Origin of the sequence: Streptomyces sp. NPDC101194 (genome assembly GCF_044767885.1) — a bacterium.
Taxonomy (GTDB): domain Bacteria; phylum Actinomycetota; class Actinomycetes; order Streptomycetales; family Streptomycetaceae; genus Streptomyces.
In genome coordinates this window covers 726,894-745,793 of record NZ_JBIWOS010000002.1, presented here as the reverse complement: position 1 = coordinate 745,793, position 18,900 = coordinate 726,894, and the positions used below count along the sequence as shown (strand labels likewise).

Sequence of the window (18,900 nt, the reverse complement as noted above, 5' to 3'; positions counted from 1 at the left end):
TCACAGGGCCTGCCGTCGGCGCGTCGCCGACGTGCCGGATGTATGAGTCGGCGCCAACTGTCGAACTGGGGCTCCACCATGGGTCAGAATGACCAGCGTGCCTTTCCTGTTGCTGATCGAGGACGACGACGCCATCCGCACGGCCCTCGAACTCTCGCTGTCACGCCAGGGCCACCGTGTGGCCACCGCGGCGACGGGAGAGGACGGCCTCAAACTGCTGCGTGAACAGCGGCCGGATCTGATCGTGCTGGATGTGATGCTGCCCGGCATCGACGGATTCGAGGTGTGCCGGCGCATCCGGCGCACCGACCAGCTGCCGATCATTCTGCTGACCGCGCGCAGCGACGACATCGACGTCGTGGTGGGACTCGAGTCCGGTGCCGACGACTACGTGGTGAAGCCCGTGCAGGGCCGGGTGCTCGATGCCCGCATCCGGGCGGTGCTCCGCCGCGGTGAGCGCGAGTCCACCGACTCCGCGTCCTTCGGGAGCGTGGTGATCGACCGTTCCGCGATGACCGTGACCAAGAACGGCGAGGATCTGCAGCTCACGCCGACCGAGCTGCGACTTCTGCTGGAGCTGAGCCGTCGGCCGGGCCAGGCCCTGTCACGGCAGCAGCTGCTGCGGCTGGTCTGGGAGCACGACTACCTCGGTGACTCCCGGCTCGTGGACGCCTGTGTGCAGCGGCTGCGCGCCAAGGTGGAGGACGTGCCGTCCTCGCCGACCCTGATCCGTACCGTTCGGGGTGTGGGCTACCGACTGGATTCGCCTCAGTGAGTGATGCCGTCAAACGGAGCCTGCTCACCGGGCTTCGCTGGACCAGTCTGCGGCTGCGTCTCGTCGTCGTGTTCGCCCTGGTGGCACTGACCGCCGCCGTGTCCGCCTCGGGGATCGCGTACTGGCTGAACCGCGAGGCCGTGCTGACCCGTACCCAGGACTCCGCCCTCGGGGACTTCCGTCAGGAGATGCAGAACCGGGCGGCCTCGCTGCCGCCGCGGCCCACCAAGGACGATCTGCAGAACGCCGCCGTGCAGATGGCGAGCAGCTCGCCCGGCTACAGCGTGCTGCTGGTCGACGAGCGCGACCGCGGCAAGCCGATCGTCGGCAACTCCGACCTGGACACCTTCACGCTCGACAACGTGCCGCTGTCGCTGCAGAAGGCCGTCAACAAGAAGCAGCCGATCGAGGCGGGCAACAAGTACGCGTACCACCTCTTCTGGCAGCGGACCAGCATCCGCGGCACGCCGTATCTGGTGGGCGGAACGAAGATCATCGGCGGCGGCCCGACCGGCTACATGCTGAAGTCCCTCGACCAGGAGCGTCAGGATCTGAACTCGCTCGCCTGGTCCCTGGGGATCGCCACCGGGCTCGCCCTCGTCGGCTCGGCACTGCTCGCGCAGGCCGCCGCGACGACCGTGCTGCGGCCCGTTCAGCGGCTCGGCGACGCCGCCCGCAAGCTCGGCGAGGGCAAGCTCGACACCCGGCTCGTGGTCTCCGGCACCGATGAACTCGCCGATCTGTCCCGTACGTTCAACAGGACCGCGAGTTCGCTGGAGAAGAGGGTCGCGGACATGAGTGCGCGGGACGAGGCGAGTCGGCGGTTCGTCGCCGACATGTCGCACGAACTGCGCACCCCGCTCACGGCGCTGACCGCCGTCACCGAGGTGCTGGAGGACGAGGCGGACAGCCTCGATCCGATGATCGCGCCGGCGGTGCACCTGGTGGTGAGCGAGACCCGGCGCCTCAACGACCTGGTGGAGAACCTGATGGAGGTCACCCGCTTCGACGCGGGCACGGCCCGGCTCGTCCTCGACACGGTCGATGTCGCCGACCAGGTCACCGCCTGCATCGACGCCCGTGCCTGGCTGGACGCGGTGGATCTGGACGCCGAGCGCGGCATGCTGGTCCGCCTCGACCCCCGGCGGCTCGATGTGATCCTGGCGAATCTGATCGGCAACGCCCTCAAGCACGGCGGTTCGCCGGTGCGGGTCGCGGTGCGCACCGAGGGCGACGAACTCGTCATCGAGGTGCGCGACCACGGCCCCGGCATCCCCGAGGACGTCCTGCCGCACGTCTTCGACCGGTTCTACAAGGCCAGCGCCTCCCGGCCGCGCTCCGAGGGCAGCGGCCTCGGTCTGTCGATCGCCATGGAGAACGCGCACATCCACGGCGGCGACATCACGGCCGCGAACTCACCGGACGGCGACGGCGCGGTGTTCGTCCTGCGGCTGCCGCGCGACGCCGAGCAGCTCACCCGTTCCGACGGGGACCGCGAGCAGGGGAGCCAGGACGAGGAGGGCGAGGCGACATGACGGGCGGCAACCGCAGGGCGGTCCGGTCGGCCGTGGCGCTGGCCGGTGCGGTGACCGCCGCCGTGCTGGCCGCGGGCTGCGGGATCAGGACCACCTCCGTGCCGGTGGACGCCGGGGCGGCGCCGTCCCAGGTGCCGTGCTCGATGTCCGCGGAGGACGTCACCACCCAGGCCCTCCGGGGCATCCCCGTACAGGTCTACCTGGTCTGCTCCTCGCAGCTCGTCACGGTGGACCGCACGGTGCAGGTCGGGGACACGAAGTCGGACCGGATCCGGATAGCGCAGGCGCTCCTGGAGGAACTGGAGCAGAAGCCGTCCGCCGACGAGCGGCGGGCCGGGTTCACCACGGCCGTCCCGGCCGGGCTGCGGATCGCCCCGGCCCGCAGCGGCGACCGGCAGGGCACGCTGCGGCTCAGCGAGCAGCCGGAGGACCTGCCGGCCGAGGCGCTGGCCCAGATCGTGTGCACGTACGCGGAGAGCAAGTCGCTCGCACCGCAGGGCACGGTGGTGCTGGGCGGACCCGGCACATACGCGCCGCGCGGATATCTGTGCACCGCGGAGACGAAGGCGCGGCCGAAGGCCGTGCCGACGCCGGGGGCGCGAGCGGAGTCCTGAGCGCGGCATTGCCGGGGCGCCGGAGACGTCCGGCGGCCGGTTCGCCGTTCTCGCGCGCCGGGTGGGCCGGGCCCGGCCCGCGCCGGTCGAGGCCCCGAACGGGCCGGTGGAAGGGTTCGTCGGGCTCGGCGGAACCGATCCTGCCGCCCGGCGCGTCTTGGGGGGCGTGCGTCAAGGTTCGGGCAGTCGAGCTGCCATCCGTTTCCGCGCGGCCGGGGTCTCTCTCCTCCTCGCGCATCTGCTGCTTGTCGGCTGGCTGACGCTGCGCCCCCTCGACGTGCCGTGGACGACGGCCTCGAACTTCCACCCGCTCGCCGGCATCAGAGCGGACCTGTCGCTCGGCCCGGCCGAGGCCGCCCGCCGGATCGGCGCGGGGCTGCTGCTGCTGGCCCCGCTCGGCGTACTGCTGCCGATGGCCGGCGGGCGGCTGTTCGTCTCCCCATGGGCCTCGATGGCCCGTACCGTCGCGGCCGGGGCACTGATCTCGCTCGCCATCGAACTGCTGCAGACCGGAGTGCCGGGGCAGGTCGTCGACGTCGACTCCCTGTTGCTGAACACGATCGGTGTGGCGCTCGCCCATCTGCTGGTCGTACCCGTGTGCCGGGCGCGGCTGCGCCGCAGGAAGCAGCGGCGTATCAGGGTGATGCCCCGCCCCAGGGACGAGCCGGCTCAGGGGCCCACCCCGACGATTCCCAGGGTCGGCATCGCACCGTAGAGCGATGCTTTGCCCCTGTTCGTCGGGCGACCATGGATGCATCGGGAGCACGACGGAACTGCTCCCTCAGCAACGGTTCACGAAGGAGCCCACCATGGCCGCACTTGCCCGCCCCCTCGACGGACGCATGATCGGCGGAGTGTGCGCGGCGCTGGCACGGCGCTTCGGCACCTCCGCGGGAACCATGCGCATCATCTTCCTGCTCTCCTGCCTGCTGCCGGGGCCGCAGTTCCTGCTCTACCTGGCGCTCTGGGTGCTCCTCCCGGCCGAGAAGACCTCGTCCACCGCCTGGTGACGCGTCGCACCACATGCCTGTGGGGCGGACACCCGGTTCGGGTGTCCGCCCCACAGGCATGTGGTGCGAGGATCAGCCGCCGAGCGGGAGACCGTTGGTCGACAGACCGCTGGTCTTCAGGCCGCCCGCGGGCAGACCGCCGAGCAGGCCCTTGACCGGGGTGGTGGCGTCGCCGACGAGCTTCTGCTGGCCGGTGCCGAGGAGCTTGGTGGCCGTGTCCTGGACCGGCAGGGTCCGGGTGGCGTTCTCCAGCGCCGTGCCGGCGACCGGCAGGGCGGTGGCCGCGGCGTCGGTCGGCAACACGGCGGCGGAGGCGGTGCCCGCGGCGGCAGCGGCGAAAGCGGCACCGAGCGCGGCGACGCCGAGAGTCCTGACGGCAGACTGCTTCATGTGAAATTCATCCTTGGGGAGGGGGAAGTGAGCGGCTCTGAAACGTAGTCAGCCCACTATCCGTCCCGCAAACACGCCCCACCCGGGCAACGGCCGGGAATTCGCCCTCCCGGCCGTTCTCCCCGAACGTGTGAATCAGTCCTCGGAAGTCGAAGAGACGCTGGTCGTGGCGGTCTGCTCGAAGAGCCACTCGGACTTCAGCTCCGCATATCCGGGCTTGATCACATCATTGATCATCGCGAGACGTTCATCGAAAGGGATGAACGCGGATTTCATCGCGTTGACGGTGAACCACTGCATGTCGTCGAGCGTGTATCCGAAAGTCTCGGTCAGCTTCTCGAATTCACGGCTCATGCTGGTACCGCTCATCAGCCGGTTGTCCGTGTTCACGGTGACCCGGAAGTACAGCTTCCGCAGCAGCCCGATGGGGTGCTCGGCATACGAGGCCGCGGCGCCGGTCTGGAGGTTGGAGGTGGGGCACAGCTCCAACGGGATGCGCTTGTCCCGTACGTAGGAGGCGAGACGGCCGAGCTTCACGCCGCCGTCCTCGGTGACCTCGATGTCGTCGATGATGCGGACGCCGTGGCCGAGCCGGTCGGCGCCGCACCACTGGAGGGCCTGCCAGATCGACGGCAGGCCGAAGGCCTCGCCCGCGTGGATGGTGAAGTGATTGTTCTCGCGCTTGAGGTACTCGAACGCGTCGAGGTGCCGGGTGGGCGGGAAGCCCGCCTCCGCGCCCGCGATGTCGAAGCCGACGACGCCCTGGTCGCGGTAGCGGTTGGCGAGTTCGGCGATCTCCAGGGAGCGGGCGGCGTGCCGCATCGCGGTGAGGAGGGCGCCCATACGGATGCGGTGCCCGTCCCGGCGGGCCCGTCGCTCGCCCTCGCGGAAGCCCTCGTTGACCGCCTCGACGACCTCTTCGAGGGTCAGCCCGGCTTCCAGGTGCTGCTCGGGGGCGTACCGCACCTCGGCGTAGACGACACCGTCCGCGGCCAGGTCCTCGGCACACTCGGCGGCCACCCGGAACAGTGCCTCACGGGTCTGCATGACGGCGCAGGTGTGGGCGAAGGTCTCCAGGTAGCGCTCCAGCGACCCGGAATCGGCCGCCTCGCGGAACCAGATGCCGAGCTTGTCGGGCTCGGTCTCGGGAAGTCCGTCGTATCCGCTCGCGAGGGCGAGGTCGACGATCGTTCCCGGGCGCAGGCCGCCGTCGAGGTGGTCGTGGAGAAGGACCTTGGGGGCACGTCGGATCTGATCCTGGCCGGGCACATGGAGGGTCGGGCTCATCATTTGGGCACTCTAGCGCCTACGCGCGTAGATTGTCGCTTGCCGATACGTAACAGTGACCGCGAATACGGGTGGAGTACACCTGTCCTTCTGACACTGTTCTGTCATGGCACAGCGCGCACTCCCCCTGCCTGCTGCGAGGCTGGGACGGGCCGTCAGGACGGCCGGAGCACCAACTGCGGTCAGCGGCGTGGTTCTGCTGCTCCCGGACGGCGAGACCGACTCGCACCGCCGCCCCTCCCCCCTTTCGTACGCCCTCCAGCTGCCGCTGGCCCGGACCCTGGCCCGCGCGGGCCAGGAGGACGGGCTCGCCGCGCATGTCGTGCGCTACAGCTGCCGGGGCTGGAACGCGACCGACGCGCAGCTCGCGGCGGACGCCCGTTGGGCGGTGGACGAGGTCGTACGGCGCTACGGCGACGTCCCCGTCTGCCTCGTCGGCCACGGCATGGGCGGCCGGGCCGCGCTCCGGGCGGGCGGCCACGCGGCGGTCGGCTCCGTCCTGGCCATGGCTCCCTGGCTGCCCGAGGACGCGCGGGACGAGCCGGAGCCGGTGAAGCATCTGCTGGGCCGGCACGTCCTGCTCGTCCACGGCACGAACGATGCCCGCACCGATCCCGAACTCTCCTTCCGGCTGGCCGAACGGGCCAAGAAGACCAACCGTGACACCTGCCGTTTCGAGGTCCACTCGGACGGCCACGGTCTGCGCCAGCACCGGGCCGAAGTGGCGGCCCTGGTCACGGACTTCGTCCGCGGCTCGCTCTTCGGCCGGGCATACGCCCGCCCGGTGGCCGACGCCCTGGCGGCGCCGCCGCCGCTGGGGCTGCGGATGCCGCTGGCCGCGGGGTTCGGAAGGTCGTTGCGGGACTGAAGAGGCCGGGGGCGGGTATCGGCCCGTGGAGCGGGTGCGCGCAGACCACGCGGACGACCGGACGGCGACCGCCTGTCGAACAGCCCGCCGACTGAGCCCGGGCGGTGCGGCGCTGTCCGGGCCCGCTCACGCGTGACCTGCGCCGATGTCTGGCCTCTGTGGGCACCTGTGCGGACGGGGCGCGCGGGCCGGTGACCCGGGAGGCGCGTGTCCGGAAAGCCGTACCACCTGCGAGGGATCGACGAGAGAACCCTCCTGCGCACCCATGCCCTCAGGCCGTGCCCACGAGTACGGGGCCGGAGTCGACGGCGTTCACACCGATGCCCCTGGCGTCGCGACGCATGCGAGGGTGGGGCGGGCTGCTGATGCCGGCAGCCACCAGGCCGTGTTCCGCAGGTCGTCGGCGTGAGCGATCCTTCGGCACCCGCCCGGCGCGAGTGGAACCGGCGCGTTCCGCTGCCTCGCCGTCCCCCGAAGAGCATGTGACCCGCGGTTTCAGAAACGGTGAAAGGACAGTTGTTGGACGAGATGGTGTTCCGCAGCGAAGACGTGTCCGCGGCGGACCGGTTCACCTACTGGACCGAGCTCCTGGGTCGTACCCATGCGCCCATGGAACTGCGCAGCGACCACACCGACGACTTCCGGGCCTCCCAGCGCGTGCTGGACCTCGGTGCCGTCACCGTGTGGTCTGCCACGTTCCAGCCGCTGGTGTTCCGGCGCACGCCGAAGCTGATCCGTCAGTCCGACCCCGAGGCGTACCACCTGTCACTCGTCGTACGCGGGACCGGGGCAGGCGTGTGGCGGCACCGCGAGACCGAGTACAAGCCGTACGACCTGTTCATCAACTCGTCGTCGCTGCCGAACGACGTCTACAGCACCGGGGACGCGGTCCAGACCGTGGCGCTGGAGGTTCCCAAGGCCCTGCTGCCACTGCCTCGCGACATGGCCGGCCGAATCGTCGGAGCGCCGGTGTCGGCCCGGGAAGGCATGGGTGCCCTGCTGGCACAGTTCCTCACCCGGTTGATCGCGGACTCGGCCACGTATCAGCCCTCCGACCGGCCGCGGCTGGCCTCCATCGCGACCCCACTGGTCGCCGCGCTCTTCGCCCATCTGCTCGAAGCCGGCGACTGCCTGCCCCCGGAGACCCACCAGCGGGCCCTCACCTTCCGCATCCAGGCGTTCATCCGAGAGCACCTGCACGACCCGCACCTCACCCCGAGCGCCATTGCCGCCGCACACCACATCTCCACCAGTTACCTGCACCGCCTCTTCCGGGACGAGGACGTCACAGTCGCCGCGTGGGTACGCCGCCTGCGTCTGGAGGCGGCCCGCCGTGACCTCACCGATCCCGCACTCCGCACCACGCCTGTCCACGCCATCGCCGCCCGCTGGGGATTCACCCGCGCAGCCGACTTCAGCCGCGCTCACCGCGCGGCCTACGGCACCACGCCCACGGACCACCGGCACCAAGCCCTCCACTGCCGCAAGTGAACCCATTGCGAACACAGTTGTGCACTCGGCGCTAACGACCTGACCGCCTCAAGTCGGCATCCTGGAGGACGTTCGTGACCAACGGCGGGCCCGGGTGTCCCGCTGGGCTGTCGAGCCCGGCGGGGTCACGGGGAATCACGTTGCTCGTCATGCGTGAACGAGACGGAGGAGACGGGGTCTGGTGGAGCAGGAACAGCAGGGCCGGAAGTGCGTCCACACCCCTGCCGCAGCGGGGAACGGCCACGATGCGTCCCGGCCCGAACCCGGACTGTCCACCCCGCCCAGCCCGCACTGATCCCCCTGGTCGTACCGCGATCCGACGAGCCATCACAACGCGTCCGTTCAGGACAAATCGATCACACTTTGCGTCGATTTCACCGATAAATTGAGGTCCGGCCACATGATTGCTAAGCAACGGGACCGTCGCAGAGGACGGATCACAGCGGCGCTGGTCGCTCTGTCCTCGTTGGCGGCGCTGATATCGGGCACCCAGCAGGCGGTCGCCGAGGTCAAGCACATCGAGATCGCGGACAAGGGCAAGATATTCAAGAGCGAGCCGGCATCCGGCTTCGTTCTCCATCCGCGGGAGATACCAGGTGTCGACGAGGGCCAGACGGCACGCTCGGTGATCGAGGGGGCCGAGGCGAAGGGCGTCGTGACGCGGGTCTCCCCGCTGAGCGTCGCCCAGTCGAAGCAGCACATCGGCCGCCCGCTGTGCCACACGACCGGCATCAACGGCACGTTCAAGTACAACGGCTTCTGCTGGGACGAGACGGACGACAAGACCAGCGCCTGGTCCAACGGCTGGCATCCGCAGGGCTTCACCGCCTCCCACGACGCGGACGCGAGCGGCACGGTCGACGGCCACCACCTGTACATGGCGACCTGGTACTACGGCGTCAAGGGCTCCGACCGCAACAAGAAGGCCCGCATCTCCATCCTCGAATCGACCGGCACGGAGCGGACCTACGGGCACGTCCTGCTCGTCCGGCCCGGCGGCAGCCGGACGGACCCCCAGTTCACCTCGGTCGACGACGTCCACGCCGACGGCATGGTCTGGTACGGGAACAGGCTGTTCGTGGCCAACGGCGGCGAACTGCAGATCTACGACCTCAACCACCTGTGGAAGGTCAACTCCATCTCCGAGAAGTCGGGCATCGTGGGCGGCACGTCCTCGGCCGAGTACCACCAGTGGGCCCTGCCCATGGTCGCCCGCTACTCGAACCGCACCAAGGCCCAGCAGGACACGGCCAAGCCGGAGAAACAGTCCAATATGTTTTGTGACGGAGCCATAGCGTGCCTGAGCGCCTTGAGCCTGGACCGCAGCACGTCACCGCCGCGCCTGGTCTCCGGACGCTACGGGGATGCCGAGCGCGAGGCCGAAGTGGACGTGATCCGCTGGCCGATCGAATACCTCGGTGAGGGTGGCACGTCCCCCGTCAGCGCGACGGCCGCCTACAAGGCTCCTGTCCACGGCTTGCAGGGCGTGGCCACCGACGGCACGTACTACTACATATCAGCCATGTGCGACACGGACTACATGAAAGTCGCCGAGCCCTCGGACCCAGCTGCCTACTACTGCATCTGGCAGGCCGTGCCGGACGGCCCCGTATCGATCCTCACCCGCACGCCGCCACTCACCCAGAACCTGTCCTACTCGTTCTCCTCGGGCCGCCTGTGGGGCATGAACGAGACGAACGGCATGCGCGTCGTCTTCTCCCTGCTGCCGCGGAAGGCCGACAACAGCCAGTACCTGTACAACGACTACAGCAAGCTGTGCTCGGGCGTCGGCAGCACGGTCGAGAACAGCAAGCCGGTCATCCAGTGGCGCTGCAACGGCTCGGAGGACGAGCTCTGGGTGTTCGAGGAGACCAAGGACAACAACGGCAACCCCGCCTACTTCATCCAGAACAGGTACTCCGGCAAGTGCCTGGGCACCGGCAGCAGCCTCGCCAACGGCAAGGGCATGATCCAGTACACCTGCAATTCCAAGGTGGACGAGAAGTGGTGGTACGACCAGGACACCCACGAGCTGCGGAACGTCTACTCGGGCAAGTGCCTGGGCCTGGGGTCCGCCGCCACCAAGGGCAGCCAGCTCATCCAGTGGACGTGTAACGGCGCACAGGACGAGCGCTGGATCATCTCCAGGACCGCCCCCAAGGTGTGACCTGAACACGCTCCTCCGACGGCCCGCCGGAAATCCCGGCGGGCCGGTCGCGTGATGGCGGGTCTGTCGGTTCGCACGCGCGATGTCGCCGACGGAGGGTGGCAGCCATGACCGCCTCGAAGGCCGGCGCCTCCCCCGTTCGGCCCGCGGTGACCAGGAGTGCGAGGGACCGGGCCCGTCTTCCGCAGGCGAGGGCCTTCGTGCTCAGCCCGCCATGGGAGCGTTCGAGCACGTCCCTTCAGTCCGGCAGCAAATGCCCCCGCCGAGACAGCAGAAAACGCTTGAAGGCGGCCACCGGCGGGGTGTCCGGGTGGCCGTCCAGCCAGGCGACGCCGATCTCGCGGGCCGCGCGGGGAGCCGTCACCGTCAGCTCCACCACCCCGGGGCGGGCCACCGCGGGCGGCGGCAGCAGGGCCACGCCGAGACCCGCCGCGACCAGGCCGCGCAGGGTCTCCGCCTCCTCGCCCTCGAAGGCGACGCGTGGCGTGAACCCCGCCTCCGCGCAGAGGTCGTCGGTGATCCGCCGCAGGCCGTAACCCGGCTCCAGGGTGACGAACTTCTCGTCGGCGGCCTCCGCCAGGCGGATGCGACGACGCGAGGCGAGCCGGTGATCCTCGGGGACGACGAGGCGCAGCCGCTGTTCGTCGAGGCGGCGGGCGACCAGATCCGGGGCGTCCGGGACGGGTGAGGTGAGGCAGAGGTCGAGGCCACCGGCCCGGAGGCGTTCGATCATCGCCTCGCCGTAGTTCTGCACCAGCTGGAAGCGGACCCGGGGGTGGTCGGCGCGGAAGGCGCGGAGCAGGGCGGGCACGGTCTCGGAGCCCATGGTGTGCAGAAAGCCGAAGGCGACCTTGCCGGTGGCCGGGTCGGCGTCGGCCCGTACCGAGTCGGCGGCCTTCTCGACCTCGGCGAGGGCCCGCTCGGCGGAGCCCAGGAAGGTGCGGCCCGCGGGGGTCAGCGAGACGGTACGGCCCTTGCGGGCGAACAGGGCGACTCCCAGGTCCTGTTCGAGCCTGACCATCGACCGTGAGAGCGTCGACTGCGGGACGCCGAGCTCGTGCGCGGCACGGGTGACGTGCTCGTGCCGGGCCACCGCCTCGAAGTGGGCCAGCCTCGGCGCGAGGACCGCGCGAATGTCTTCTTCGTAACTGCTCGGTGACAGCCGAGGCCGTGAGCTGCGTTCATGCACCATGGGATTGATTATCGCGAATTCGTGCATTGGACGCATGAAACCGTTGAGCCTACTTTCGAACCATGCCTCCTGCCAGTACCGGGGCGTCCACCCTCACCGTGGCCGCCTCGCCCCAGCCGTCCCCCGTCGCCGCTGCCGCCACCACCGGCCCCGCCGGACCGGACCGTCTCGAACCCGGCCGCCCCGGTTACCGCCGGATGAGCTTCGCGCTCTTCGCCGCCGGTGTCGCGACCTTCGCACTCCTCTACTCCACCCAGGCCCTGCTGCCCGCCGTCTCCGCGTCCTTCGGCGCCACGGCCGGACAGGCCAGCTGGACGGTCTCCGCCGCGACGGGGGCCCTGGCGCTGTGCGTGCTGCCGATGAGCGCGCTCTCCGAGCGCTTCGGGCGACGGCAGATGATGACCGCCTCGCTGACGGTCGCCGTGCTGGTCGGGCTGCTCGTACCCTTCGCGCCCTCGCTGGGCTGGCTGGTCGCGCTGCGCGCCGTCCAGGGCGCGGCGCTGGCGGGGCTGCCCGCCTCCGCGATGGCCTACCTGGCCGAGGAGGTGCGGCCGAAGGCGCTGGTCGCCGCGATCGGCCTGTTCGTGGCGGGGAACAGCATCGGCGGGATGAGCGGCCGGATCCTGACCGGCTGGATCGCCCAGCTGTGGGGCTGGCGGGCGGCGCTCGGCGCGGTCGGGCTGCTGGCCGTGGCCTGCGCGGTGGTCTTCCACTTCATGATCCCCGCGGCCCGGCACTTCACCCCGGGCTCGCTGAACCCGAAGGCTCTGGCGAAGACGGTGGGCGGGCACCTCGCCGATCCCCTGCTGCGCCGGCTGTACGCGATCGGCGCGCTGTTCATGACGGTGTTCGGCGCGGTCTACACGGTGATCGGCTACCGCCTGGTGGAGGCGCCGTTCAACCTCCCGCAGGGAATCGTCGGCTCGATCTTCCTGGTCTATCTCGTCGGTACGGTCTCCTCCGCGGCGGCGGGCAAGCTGGTCGCCCGGCTCGGCCGCCGGGGCGCGCTGTACCTCGCCGTCTCCACCACGGCCGCCGGTCTGCTGCTCTCGCTCGCCGACCGGATGGCCGCCGTACTCCTCGGACTGGTCCTGATCACGGCGGGTTTCTTCGCCGGACACGCGGTCGCCTCCTCGTCCGTGAGCCGTACGGCGACGAAGGGCCGGGCACAGGCGTCGGCGCTCTACCAGTCCGCGTACTACCTGGGCTCCAGCGCGGGCGGCACGCTCGGCGCGGTCGCCTTCCACGCCGGGGGCTGGGCCGGGACCGTGTCGTTGGGGCTCCTCGCCGTCCTCGGCGTCGTCTCGATCACGCTGTACGGCTCGCGGGCCGCGCGCGCCGAGCGCCGCCGGCTCGTACCGGTGGCCTCCGTACAGAACTGAGACATACGACGCACAACCATCCACTCCCCGACGCGCGTCTAGCAGGCGAAGTCACCTCACGTCGCGCGAAGGGGAGTTGGCGTACATGAGAGTCGCAGGAATCATTCGGGGGGCCCGGATGCGGCGCGCGGTCGCGCTGTCCGTCGCCGGTCTGACGGCGGCGCCCGCCCTTGTCCTGGGCACCGGCGGATCCGCGCAGGCGGCGTCCTGCACGACGTCCACCGGGCCGTACCAGAAGCAGGTCGAGAAGTATCTGCACCGGCCCGTCGACGGCAGGCAGTCGGCCGCCGACTGCAAGGCGATCCAGTCGTTCCAGCGCACCTACGGGGTCACTCCCACGATCGGCTACGCGGGGCCGGTCACCTGGCGCACGATGAAGACGCTCACGGCCCAGAAGGAAGCCGGCAAGACCCCGAACAAGGCCAAGAAGTGCCCCACGAACAAGGGGCGGATAGCGTGCGTGGACCTGACCCGGCAGCTGAGCTGGATCCAGGACGGCAGCAAGCTGAAGTTCGGTCCCGTGCCGGTGCGCACCGGGCGCAACGGGTACGAGACGCGCACCGGAGCGAAGAAGATCTACTACCGGCACATCAACCACGTCTCGTCGATCTACCACGTGTCGATGCCGTACTCCCAGTTCTTCGACGGCGGGCAGGCGTTCCACTCGGTGGGCCTGAAGATGTGGAACCCGCCGGGGTCGCACGGCTGCGTCAACATGCGGGACGCCGACGCGAAGTCCTACTGGAATCTGCTGAAGAACGGCGACGACGTGTACGTGTACGGACGCAAGCCCGGAACGTGACCTGATCGCGGGCCACTTCGGTGCCTCCCACCCCGTTGTCAGTGGCCTGCGGTAGCTTCCGAAGTGCTGAACCGAGTGGCGTCACAGCACAACAGGGGTGGAACGATGGGCGATCTGACGACGGCGACGGACATCGACAGCCGTCTGGAGGGACACCGGGTCGAGCTGACCGGCTACTGCTACCGGATGCTCGGCTCGGCCTTCGAGGCGGAGGACGCGGTACAGGACACGCTGGTGCGTGCCTGGCGCAACTTCGACAAGTTCGAGGGTCGTTCCTCGCTGCGGTCCTGGTTGTACCGCATCGCCACCAACGTCTGTCTGGACATGCTGAACGCGGGCAAGAAGCGGGCCCGTCCGGTCGATCTGACGGGCCCGACGCCGCTCGCCCGGGCGGCGCTCAACCCGCTGCCGGAGAACACCTGGCTGGAGCCGATGCCGGACGGGCGGATCCTGCCCACGACGGCCGACCCGGCGGAGGCCGCCGTGGCCCGGGAGTCGGTGCGGCTCGCGTTCGTGGCCGCGTTGCAGCATCTGCCCCCCAAGCAGCGGGTGGTGCTGATCCTGCGCGAGGTGCTCGCCTGGAAGGCGAGCGAGGTCGCCGAACTGCTCGACACCTCGGTCGCCTCGGTCAACAGCGCCCTCCAGCGGGCGCGAGCGACCCTCTCGGAACGTGAGGGCCTGGTCCCCGACAGCGCGGATCCGCTCGACGAGGGGCAGCGCAAGCTCCTCGAGCGCTACGTCGCGGCCTTCGAGGGGTACGACATGGCGGCGCTGACCGCGCTGCTCCACGAGGACGCCGTGATGACCATGCCCCCGTTCGACCTCTGGCTCCAGGGGCACGACGACATCACCGGCTTCATGGTCTCCCACGGGGCCGGCTGCGCGGGCTCGCGGCTGGTGGCGACGGAGGCGAACGGCGCCCCGGCGTTCGCGCACTACAAGCCGAATCCGGACGGACCGGGGTTCGTGCCGTGGGCGCTGCAGGTCATCGACATCTCGGACGGCGTCATCACCGGCATGCACTGCTTCCTGGACACACCACGCTGGTTCCCGCTGTTCGGTCTGCCCGATCGCCTCGACGCCGACGCGACGTGATGAGGGACGGCCGGGGCGCGTCGGGCCGGTGAGGTGAGCGCCTGCCGGGCCCGACGCGCAGGGGCGGGGCCCGGTGGGCGCGGGCTGTCCGGGCGGCTGTCCGCGTTCTCGCTCAGGCTCCGTCGGCCTCGGGCGCGCACCGCACGTCCACCACATCGGCCAGCCCCACCAGGTCGAGCAGGTCCCGCAGTTCGGGCGGTGCGTTGCGCAGCCGGAGCCGTCTGCCGCCCGCCCGGCGCGCGACGAGCCCCAGTCGCGCGATCGCCTCGACCAGGGTCAGATCCGGCTGCACGACCCCGCCCACATCGCAGTCCACCTCGGCGTCCGGGCCGCGGACGGCGCCCTCGGGACCGTCCAGCAGCGACTCCAGTTCGGCGCAGAGTCCCGGCACGGAGTCCCGTGCGACGCGGCCGGTGACGACGAGAACGATCGGGCTCATGGCTTCCACGTCAGAAAGACCGGTCCGGCGGCCGAAACTCATCGCTGCACCGCTCCGCACTTTCCCGCCGCCACGCACCGGCCCGGTCCCCGAATCCGCACATCAGCTGGTCTCCCGCGCCCGGCACGCACCCCCTCGGGCCCTCGCCCCACCGTCCGGTTCGCCCGCGCACCGGTGATCTTCCGTCAACTGCGTCCGGCTGTACGGTTTCTGTGAACCTGTTCGATCAATTCTCCCTCTAGGTAGGTGAACCGGCCGACACCGGCTTCTCAGCGGTGCCGACTGACCAGTGGCCCCTCATCGGGCCGCCTGATTCTCCAGGGGGAGAGTTGCGCAAACACGTGAGAAACGCGTGTGTCCCGACCATCGCCACGGCGGCCGCCGTGGCGCTCGCAGCCGGGATGACCACCCCGGCCGTGGCACAGCCCGACACCGCCCGGCCGGCAGGTGCCACATCCCCGTCCCAGCACCGGCTGACGCTCATCACAGGCGACCGCGTCACGGTCGACGCCAAGGGCCGGGTCCTGAACTTCACGCCCGCCGAGGGGCGCGAGCACATACCCGTGCAACGGCAGACGCACGACGGGCACACCCTGCTCGTCCCCGCCGACGCGCACCGGCTGATCAGCTCCGGAAAGCTGGACCGCCGGCTGTTCGACGTCACCGAGCTGAGCCGCGCGGAGAACCTCCGGGCGCAGAAGGCGGGCCTGAAGCTGATCGTCGCCTACCGGGGCGACCGGGCCGCGGCGGCGAAGGCGGAGGTACGTGACGCGGGCGGCACCCGGGTCGGCCGGACCCTGAAGTCGCTGAACGCCGAGTCGGTGACCACGCCGGTGGACGACGCCCAGGACATCTGGCAGGCGGTCACCAGCAAGCCGTCGCGCGGTTTCCAGCGCAGCACGGCCGCGGGGATCGACCGGGTCTGGCTGGACGGTGTACGCAGGGCGAGCCTCGACAGGAGTGTGCCGCAGATCGGCGCACCGACCGCCTGGAAGGCCGGTTACACCGGGAAGGGCGTCAAGATCGCCGTCCTGGACACCGGGGTGGACGCCACCCACCCGGACCTCAAGGGCCAGGTCCTGGAGGCGAAGAACTTCTCCGCCTCGTCCGACACCAAGGACCGGTACGGCCACGGCACGCACGTGGCGTCGATCGCCACCGGCACAGGCGCCAAGTCCGGCGGGAAGTTCAAGGGCGTGGCCCCGGGCGCCAAGCTGCTCGCGGGCAAGGTGCTCGACGACAGCGGCTTCGGCGACGACTCCGGCATCCTGGCGGGCATGGAGTGGGCGGTCGCGCAGGGCGCCGACATCATCAACCTGAGCCTCGGCGGCGACGACACCCCCGAGATCGACCCGCTCGAAGCGGCCGTCAACAAGCTGTCGACCGAGAAGGGCGTGCTGTTCGCCATCGCGGCGGGCAACGAGGGCGACGAGCCCGGTACGGTCGGCTCCCCGGGCAGCGCGGACGCCGCGCTGACCGTCGGCGCCGTCGACGACAACGACCAGCTGGCCGACTTCTCCAGCCGCGGCCCGCGCGTCGGCGACGGTGCGGTCAAGCCCGATGTCACCGCCCCCGGCGTGGACATCACGGCGGCCGCCGCCCCCGGTTCCGTCATCGATCAGGAGGTCGGTCAGAACCCGCCGGGCTATCTGACGATCTCCGGTACGTCGATGGCGACCCCGCACGTCGCGGGCGCCGCGGCGCTCCTCAAGCAGCAGCACCCGGACTGGAAGTACACCGAGCTCAAGGGGGCCCTCACGGCCTCGACGAAGCCGGGCGCGTACACCCCGTTCCAGCAGGGCTCCGGCCGGATCGCCGTCGACAGGGCGATCGCCCAGACCGTGGTCGCCGACCCGGTGTCGCTGAGCTTCGGTGTGCAGCAGTGGCCGCACACCGACGACACCCCGGTCACCAAGCAGATCACGTACCGCAACCTGGGTACAACCGACGTCACGCTCGACCTCGCGGTCACGGCCACCGGCCCGAAGGGCAAGCCCGCCCCGGCCGGCTTCTTCACCCTCGGCGCCGCCAAGGTGACCGTCCCTGCCGGCGGCACCGCCGACGTACCGCTGACGGTGAACACCAGGCTCGGCGGCACGGCCGACGGCTCCTACTCCGCGTACGTCGTCGGGACCGGTGGCGACCAGACCGTGCGCACCGCGGCCGCGGTCGAGCGCGAGATCGAGTCGTACGACCTCACCCTCAAGGTCGTCGGACGCGACGGCAAGCCCGCCACGTTCTACGAGAACGACCTGGCCGGCCTCTCCGGTCCGGGGCTCGGCACCTGGCTCCACCCGACGGGCGAGAACGGCACGGCGAAGCTGCGCGTGCCCAAGGGCGGCTACGTGCTCAACACAGCCGTCTACACCGACCCGGAGGACAGCACCAAGGGCACCGACTGGCTGACCCGGCCGAGGCTGGACATCAGCAAGAACACCAGCGTGACCCTCGACGCGCGCACGACCAAGCCGGTGGAGATCACCCTGCCCGCCACCGGCACGAAGGACCTCCTGGCCGCGCCCGAGATCCAGTTCAACACCAAGGACACCGGCTACGGCTACGGCTGGTACCTCGACTCGTACAAGGGCCTGCGCACCGCGCACCTGGGCCCGAAGGTGACGGACGGCTCGCTCTCCCAGCAGTGGATCGGCACCTGGACCAAGGGGGCCACGACCCGGTACGACATCGCGGTCGGCGGGTCGGTGACCCAGGCCGCGACCGGGTACAAGCGGAAGTTCACCGCCGGTCAGATGGCCAAGGTGAACCTCGGTCTCGGCGCGTCCGTCAAGGGCAAGACCGGTACGTTCGGGGCGTGGGGCCTGCTTCCCGGTTCGTCCGGCTCCTGGGGTGCCTATTCCACTCACAAGCTGCCCGGCACCGTCACCGCGTACGTGTCCACCGCCGACAAGGTGCAGTGGGACTTCGACGTCATGCAGGAAGGCGGGGCGGACGCGGACGGCTTCCCGGTCATCGAGTCGTTCTACTCGCTCGGTGACCCGCAGACCCTCAAGGCGGGCGCCACGTACGCGAAGAAGGCCAACACCGCGGTGTTCGGCCCCGCGCTCGGCACCGACCTGGGGATCTTCCGCGAGGGCAACGACCTGGTCACGGATCTGCCGCTCTCGGCCGACGGAAGCGGCAACTACGGTGCCCAGGTGTACAGCTCGGTCAAGACGGTGCTGTACCGCAACGGCAAGAAGCTCGTCCAGAACACGAACCCGCTGGACGGTGAGGCCATCGCCGTGCCGTCCGGCGCGGCCGACTACCGGCTGACGACCTCCGTGCGGCTCTCCCCCAAGACGTCGGCCGTCTCCGGCCGGATCGACGCCAGTTGGACCTTCCGGTCGAAGAAGACCGGCACCCGGACCGCGCTGCCGGTCTCCACGGTCCGCTTCACGCCCCATGTGACGCTGGACGGCAAGGTCACCGCGGGCAGGACCGCGTCCGTGCCGGTGAAGGTGCAGGGCGCGGCGGCCGGCAAGAACCTCAAGTCGCTGACGGTGTACGTCAGTTACGACGCCGGCAAGACCTGGAAGAAGGCCACGGTCAAGGCGGGCAAGATCTCCGTGAAGAACCCGGCCAAGGGGAAGTCCATCTCCTACAAGGCCAATGTCACGGACAAGAAGGGCAACAAGTCCTCCGTGTCGATCTACCACGCGTACTTCGGCAAGTGAACGGCCTGTCGGTGAGCCGGTAGGCGCACCGACAGCATGAGAGCGGCCCGGGGGGGGGGGGGGGGGCCCCCCCCCCCGCCCCCCCCCCCCCCCCCGGGCCCCCCGGGGGGGGGGGGCCGGGGCCACCCCCCGGGGGCCGGGGGGGGGGGGCCCCGCCGCCGCCGCGGGGGGGGGGCGGC

The 18,900-nt window shown here is 70.4% G+C and carries 16 protein-coding genes; 12 read left to right on the top strand and 4 right to left on the bottom strand.

Annotated elements, in window-relative coordinates:
- The first annotated feature begins 97 nt into the window (after positions 1–97).
- From afsQ1 to ACIRP2_RS10100, 5 genes are all read left to right on the top strand, one after another.
- Complete coding sequence (gene afsQ1, locus ACIRP2_RS10120) at positions 98–775, top strand: two-component system response regulator AfsQ1 (protein ID WP_206433404.1); 678 nt, start codon at positions 98–100, stop codon at positions 773–775.
- Positions 772–2,310, top strand: a complete 1,539-nt coding sequence (locus ACIRP2_RS10115; protein WP_404248356.1) for an ATP-binding protein — start codon at positions 772–774, stop codon at positions 2,308–2,310. Before afsQ1 ends, ACIRP2_RS10115 begins: the two co-directional genes overlap by 4 nt.
- On the top strand, positions 2,307–2,924 hold the full coding sequence (locus tag ACIRP2_RS10110; RefSeq protein WP_404248354.1) for a GerMN domain-containing protein: 618 nt from the start codon (positions 2,307–2,309) through the stop codon (positions 2,922–2,924). The genes ACIRP2_RS10115 and ACIRP2_RS10110 overlap by 4 nt, the downstream gene beginning before the upstream one ends.
- 166 nt (positions 2,925–3,090) lie before the next feature.
- Positions 3,091–3,639: a VanZ family protein gene (locus ACIRP2_RS10105; RefSeq protein ID WP_404248352.1), complete on the top strand. Its 549-nt coding sequence runs from the start codon at positions 3,091–3,093 to the stop codon at positions 3,637–3,639.
- A 94-nt stretch (positions 3,640–3,733) separates the two neighbouring features.
- On the top strand, positions 3,734–3,934 hold the full coding sequence (locus ACIRP2_RS10100) for a PspC domain-containing protein (protein ID WP_404248350.1): 201 nt from the start codon (positions 3,734–3,736) through the stop codon (positions 3,932–3,934).
- Positions 3,935–4,006: 72 nt separating this feature from the next.
- On the opposite strand, the gene ACIRP2_RS10095 is transcribed toward ACIRP2_RS10100, so the two are convergent.
- Positions 4,007–4,324 carry a hypothetical protein gene (locus tag ACIRP2_RS10095; RefSeq protein WP_404248348.1) on the bottom strand — a complete coding sequence of 106 codons (318 nt, stop codon included), beginning with the start codon at positions 4,322–4,324 and terminating at the stop codon, positions 4,007–4,009.
- 135 nt (positions 4,325–4,459) lie between these two features.
- The gene (locus tag ACIRP2_RS10090) at positions 4,460–5,614 is read right to left on the bottom strand and encodes an adenosine deaminase (protein WP_404248346.1); all 1,155 of its coding nucleotides are present in this window, start codon (positions 5,612–5,614) and stop codon (positions 4,460–4,462) included.
- A gap of 103 nt (positions 5,615–5,717) precedes the next feature.
- On the opposite strand from ACIRP2_RS10090, the gene ACIRP2_RS10085 reads away from it, so the two are divergent.
- The 3 genes from ACIRP2_RS10085 to ACIRP2_RS10075 all read left to right on the top strand — a co-directional run bounded on the left by ACIRP2_RS10085 (position 5,718) and on the right by ACIRP2_RS10075 (position 10,137).
- Positions 5,718–6,479: an alpha/beta hydrolase family protein gene (locus ACIRP2_RS10085; protein WP_404248344.1), complete on the top strand. Its 762-nt coding sequence runs from the start codon at positions 5,718–5,720 to the stop codon at positions 6,477–6,479.
- 516 nt (positions 6,480–6,995) lie between these two features.
- Positions 6,996–7,970, top strand: coding sequence for a helix-turn-helix domain-containing protein (locus ACIRP2_RS10080; RefSeq protein WP_404248342.1), 975 nt, complete (start codon positions 6,996–6,998; stop codon positions 7,968–7,970).
- Positions 7,971–8,370: 400 nt separating this feature from the next.
- Positions 8,371–10,137, top strand: coding sequence for an RICIN domain-containing protein (locus tag ACIRP2_RS10075; protein ID WP_404248340.1), 1,767 nt, complete (start codon positions 8,371–8,373; stop codon positions 10,135–10,137).
- A gap of 238 nt (positions 10,138–10,375) precedes the next feature.
- Here the strand turns inward: ACIRP2_RS10075 and ACIRP2_RS10070 are convergent, their stop codons facing one another.
- Positions 10,376–11,329: a LysR family transcriptional regulator gene (locus ACIRP2_RS10070; protein ID WP_351086452.1), complete on the bottom strand. Its 954-nt coding sequence runs from the start codon at positions 11,327–11,329 to the stop codon at positions 10,376–10,378.
- A 62-nt stretch (positions 11,330–11,391) separates the two neighbouring features.
- Here ACIRP2_RS10070 and ACIRP2_RS10065 point away from each other — a divergent pair, with 62 nt between their 5' ends.
- The 3 genes from ACIRP2_RS10065 to ACIRP2_RS10055 all read left to right on the top strand — a co-directional run bounded on the left by ACIRP2_RS10065 (position 11,392) and on the right by ACIRP2_RS10055 (position 14,608).
- The gene (locus tag ACIRP2_RS10065; protein ID WP_404248338.1) at positions 11,392–12,711 is read left to right on the top strand and encodes an MFS transporter; all 1,320 of its coding nucleotides are present in this window, start codon (positions 11,392–11,394) and stop codon (positions 12,709–12,711) included.
- Between the two features lie 85 nt (positions 12,712–12,796).
- Positions 12,797–13,513: a L,D-transpeptidase family protein gene (locus ACIRP2_RS10060; RefSeq protein ID WP_404248336.1), complete on the top strand. Its 717-nt coding sequence runs from the start codon at positions 12,797–12,799 to the stop codon at positions 13,511–13,513.
- Positions 13,514–13,618: 105 nt separating this feature from the next.
- Positions 13,619–14,608: a sigma-70 family RNA polymerase sigma factor gene (locus ACIRP2_RS10055; RefSeq protein WP_404248334.1), complete on the top strand. Its 990-nt coding sequence runs from the start codon at positions 13,619–13,621 to the stop codon at positions 14,606–14,608.
- A 112-nt stretch (positions 14,609–14,720) separates the two neighbouring features.
- On the opposite strand, the gene ACIRP2_RS10050 is transcribed toward ACIRP2_RS10055, so the two are convergent.
- Positions 14,721–15,089: an STAS domain-containing protein gene (locus ACIRP2_RS10050; protein ID WP_404248332.1), complete on the bottom strand. Its 369-nt coding sequence runs from the start codon at positions 15,087–15,089 to the stop codon at positions 14,721–14,723.
- A gap of 359 nt (positions 15,090–15,448) precedes the next feature.
- On the opposite strand from ACIRP2_RS10050, the gene ACIRP2_RS10045 reads away from it, so the two are divergent.
- Complete coding sequence (locus ACIRP2_RS10045; RefSeq protein ID WP_404249438.1) at positions 15,449–18,721, top strand: S8 family peptidase; 3,273 nt, start codon at positions 15,449–15,451, stop codon at positions 18,719–18,721.
- Positions 18,722–18,900: the final 179 nt, after the last annotated feature.

Coding starts and splice junctions, on each gene's coding strand:
- ACIRP2_RS10055 (WP_404248334.1), top strand. CDS start 13,619: ATGGGCGATCTGACGACGGCGACGGACATCGACAGCCGTCTGGAGGGA.
- ACIRP2_RS10075 (WP_404248340.1), top strand. CDS start 8,371: ATGATTGCTAAGCAACGGGACCGTCGCAGAGGACGGATCACAGCGGCG.
- ACIRP2_RS10110 (WP_404248354.1), top strand. CDS start 2,307: ATGACGGGCGGCAACCGCAGGGCGGTCCGGTCGGCCGTGGCGCTGGCC.
- ACIRP2_RS10100 (WP_404248350.1), top strand. CDS start 3,734: ATGGCCGCACTTGCCCGCCCCCTCGACGGACGCATGATCGGCGGAGTG.
- ACIRP2_RS10095 (WP_404248348.1), bottom strand. CDS start 4,324: ATGAAGCAGTCTGCCGTCAGGACTCTCGGCGTCGCCGCGCTCGGTGCC.
- ACIRP2_RS10070 (WP_351086452.1), bottom strand. CDS start 11,329: ATGGTGCATGAACGCAGCTCACGGCCTCGGCTGTCACCGAGCAGTTAC.
- ACIRP2_RS10065 (WP_404248338.1), top strand. CDS start 11,392: ATGCCTCCTGCCAGTACCGGGGCGTCCACCCTCACCGTGGCCGCCTCG.
- ACIRP2_RS10060 (WP_404248336.1), top strand. CDS start 12,797: ATGAGAGTCGCAGGAATCATTCGGGGGGCCCGGATGCGGCGCGCGGTC.
- ACIRP2_RS10045 (WP_404249438.1), top strand. CDS start 15,449: ATGACCACCCCGGCCGTGGCACAGCCCGACACCGCCCGGCCGGCAGGT.
- ACIRP2_RS10050 (WP_404248332.1), bottom strand. CDS start 15,089: ATGAGTTTCGGCCGCCGGACCGGTCTTTCTGACGTGGAAGCCATGAGC.
- ACIRP2_RS10085 (WP_404248344.1), top strand. CDS start 5,718: ATGGCACAGCGCGCACTCCCCCTGCCTGCTGCGAGGCTGGGACGGGCC.
- ACIRP2_RS10090 (WP_404248346.1), bottom strand. CDS start 5,614: ATGATGAGCCCGACCCTCCATGTGCCCGGCCAGGATCAGATCCGACGT.